At 66.3% G+C, this 3,278-nt stretch carries 3 protein-coding genes; 2 read left to right on the top strand and 1 reads right to left on the bottom strand.

What is annotated here, in order from left to right; genetic code table 11:
- Positions 1-1,200, bottom strand: a 1,200-nt coding sequence (locus ACIQ6O_RS15140; protein ID WP_396208613.1) for an MATE family efflux transporter, incomplete at its 3' end; no start/stop codon positions are given.
- 181 nt (positions 1,201-1,381) lie between these two features.
- Here ACIQ6O_RS15140 and ACIQ6O_RS15135 point away from each other — a divergent pair.
- Both ACIQ6O_RS15135 and ACIQ6O_RS15130 read left to right on the top strand, forming a co-directional pair.
- A complete protein-coding gene (locus ACIQ6O_RS15135; protein WP_396208612.1) occupies positions 1,382-2,422 on the top strand; it encodes a sugar ABC transporter substrate-binding protein in 1,041 nt (346 codons plus the stop codon).
- Between the two features lie 65 nt (positions 2,423-2,487).
- On the top strand, positions 2,488-3,278 hold a 791-nt coding region (locus tag ACIQ6O_RS15130), incomplete at its 3' end, for an ABC transporter permease (protein ID WP_396208611.1).

Genomic DNA, 3,278 nt, shown 5'->3' with positions numbered 1-3,278 from the left:
CACGGCGAACGTGACGAGCCGCGAGGCACTGCTGATGAGTGACGGCAGCGTATTGCCAAGCGCCTGGAACATCCCGCTGCAGGTGAAGATCAACCCCGAGGCGACGAAGTTCCACGAAATCGTGCGCAGGAACTCGGCCGAGACCGCAAGGACTTCGGCCTCCTCGGTGAACCCCCGCACGAACAGTTCCGGGCGGATCTGACAGAGCAGCGTAAGCACGGCCATCAGGGCGCTGCCCATGATCGCCGCCCAGCGGAAGGTCTCGCGCACGCGTTCGCTCTTGCCTGCGCCCATGTTCTGGCCGGCGAGCGGCGCCGCCGAGAAGGCGATGGCCATGGCCGGCAGAAAGATGCTCTGCATAACGCGCGAACCGATACCGTAGCCCGCCTGCGCGGCGGGGCCGAAGTCACGAATCACGTAGTAGATCACGGCCGTGAAAAGAAACATCAGCGCGAACTCGGCACCGGGCGGCACGCCCAGCTTGAGCATGCGCGCCAGCACATCCCATCGCGCCGTGAGCAGCTCGCGCCGGAAGCTCACGTAGTGCTCCAGGCGGACGAAGTAGGCGAGCATCATGATCACCGCCACCGCGATGGCAATGGAACTCGCCAGTCCCGCACCGGCGGCACCGAGCGGACGCCCCGTGCCCCAGCCGGCAATGAGAATCGGCGCGAGAATGATGTTCATCACGACGGTCACGATCTGCACGAGCATCGTGGGCTTCACGATACCGGTGCCGCGCAACGCCGACCCCATCGAAACGAGCGCAAATTGCAGGCCGAGCCCCGGCAGATACCACCGGAGATAGGACAGACCGGCGGCCTGCGTGGCGGCATCGGCGCCAACAGCGCGCATGTACGGGCCCGCGAGGGCGAATCCGCCGACGAGCGTAATGATGGCGCACACGAACGCCCACACCACGCTCTGGTTGAACACGAGGTTCGCATCGTCGCGATCCTTACGCCCCACGGCGTTCGCGATGAGCGGCATGGTGCCGACGCCCAATATCTGCGTGAGCGACATGACGATGAACTGCACATTGCCGGCCGAACTCACGCCGGCCACTGCGGCATCACCGAGCCGCGTGACGAACCACAGATCGACCAGATAGTACATCGTCTGGAAGATCATCCCGAACGCCATGGGCATGGCGAGGCGGATGAGGTGACGTGGGATCGAACCCGTGGTGAGGTCGCGCATGCCCAAGCCTGCGGTCCAGAGCCGCAGTCCGCAACGGTTGACGGCAACGGCGATCGAATACGCGTCGCGTAGGCAGTCCACCCCCCGCAGCCGCTTGCCCGACGCGGGTCCGCTCTGCTGATTTCCGCGGATCTGGCGCCGGCATCCGGCTCTCCGTTCATCCGAACGCCCCACCCCACGCATGTCACGTTCGCTCCCTGAACACGCGCGTCCGCGCACCCGCTTCGCGACGCTCGCCGTTGGCGCCGTCGCGCTGCTTGCCTTCTCGGCCTGTTCACGCGCCGCCGGTGATACCGCCGTGATCGGTCTGATCACGAAGACCGAAACGAACCCCTTCTTCGTGAAGATGAAGGAAGGCGCGCAGCAGGCGGCCACTGCCAATGCCGTGACGCTGCTGGTGGGCGCCGGTCGTTCGGACGGCGACAACGCTGGTCAGGTGGCGGCGATCGAGAATCAGGTGGCGGCCGGCGCCCGTGTCATTCTCATTTCGCCGAGCGACGCCAAGGCGATCGTGCCCACGATCACGAAGCTGCGAAACGACGGCATTCTCGTGATTGCTCTGGACAGCCCAACGGATCCCATCGATGCCACCGATGGTTTCTTCGGCAGCGACAACTACCGGGCCGGCGAAGTCATCGGCGCCTACGCGCGCGCGCGCCTTGGGGCCACGGCACCCAAGATCGTGACCATCGACCTGCTGCCGGGGCATCCCACCGGCGCGCAGCGACACAATGGATTCCTCAAGGGGCTCGGGCTCACGACCAACCCGCGCGAGAGCAACGAGAACGCCGCGCCCGCCGAGGTGGTGTGCTCGGGGGACAGCATCGGCGATCAAGCCAAGGCCCAGACGGTCATGGAGAACTGCCTGCAGTCGGCGCCGTCGACGAACGTGGTGTACGCCATCAACGAGCCCAGCGCCGCCGGGGCGTACAATGCGCTCGTGAAGGCGGGGCGCGACAAAGATGTGTTCATCGTGACGGTGGATGGCGGCTGCCGCGGGGTCGACGATGTCGCCGCCGGCCACTTTGCTGCGACCGCCCAGCAGTATCCCCTACGCATGGCCGAACTGGGCGTGCAGGCCGGCGTGGAGTTCCTGCGCAGTGGCAAGAAGCCGAGTGGCTTCACCGATACGGGCGTGACGCTTGTGGCTGGTGAGAAGCTGCCTGGCGTGGAGAGCCTCACCCCGGCGGAAGGCGAAGCGCGCTGCTGGGGCACGAAGTGACACTGCGGCGGCTGGCGGCGCTCGGCCCCGTCGTCGCCCTGTTCGTTGCGTGCCTCTTTTTCGCCGTGCAGTCGCCGCGTTTCCTTACGCTTGGCAACTTCTCGCTCATCACCCAGCAGGTGATGGTGGTGGGCGTGCTGGCCATCGGCCAGACGCTGGTCATTCTCACGGCGGGGATCGATCTGTCGTGCGGCATGCTCATGGCGCTCGGCGGCGTCACCATGACGCTGCTCGCCGGAAAAGCCGGGATGTCCGCTCCCGTCGCCATCGCCGCGGGGATTGGCGCCACCACGTTCGCCGGCTTCTTGAACGGCATGCTGGTGACACGGGTGAAGCTGCCGCCGTTCATCGTCACGCTGGGCACGATGAACATCGCCTTCGCGCTCACGCAAATCACGTCGAGCTCGCAGACGGTCACCGATTTGCCCGCGCTCTTCACCACGCTGGGCACCACGGTGCCGGTGTTCGGGACGCGAATCGCCTACGGTACAGTGGTGATGCTGCTGCTGTACGCCATCGCGTGGTGGCTGTTGCGCGAAACCGCCGGCGGCCGGCATCTGTATGCCGTGGGCAACAACCGGGAAGCGGCGCGTCTCTCCGGTATCGATACCGAGCGGGTGCTGCTGGTGGTGTACACAATGGCGGGCGCCTTGTATGGCGTGGCGTCACTGCTGGCGGTGGCGCGCACCGGCGTGGGTGACCCGCAGGCCGGACAAACGGAGAATCTCGACACGGTGACGGCGGTGGTCCTTGGCGGCACGAGTCTCTTCGGTGGCCGCGGCGTGATCGTGGGATCGCTCGTGGGCGCGCTCATCGTGGGCGTGTTTCGCAATGGCCTCACGCTCATGGGCGTGTC

The sequence above is a fragment of the Gemmatimonas sp. genome (genome assembly GCF_044345575.1).
In the GTDB taxonomy this organism is placed as follows: domain Bacteria; phylum Gemmatimonadota; class Gemmatimonadetes; order Gemmatimonadales; family Gemmatimonadaceae; genus Gemmatimonas.
This window is presented reverse-complemented; position numbering and strand designations above follow the sequence as displayed.

Excerpts from the sequence above, each read along its gene's own strand:
- ACIQ6O_RS15135 (WP_396208612.1), top strand. The coding sequence starts at position 1,382 with ATGTCACGTTCGCTCCCTGAACACGCGCGTCCGCGCACCCGCTTCGCG.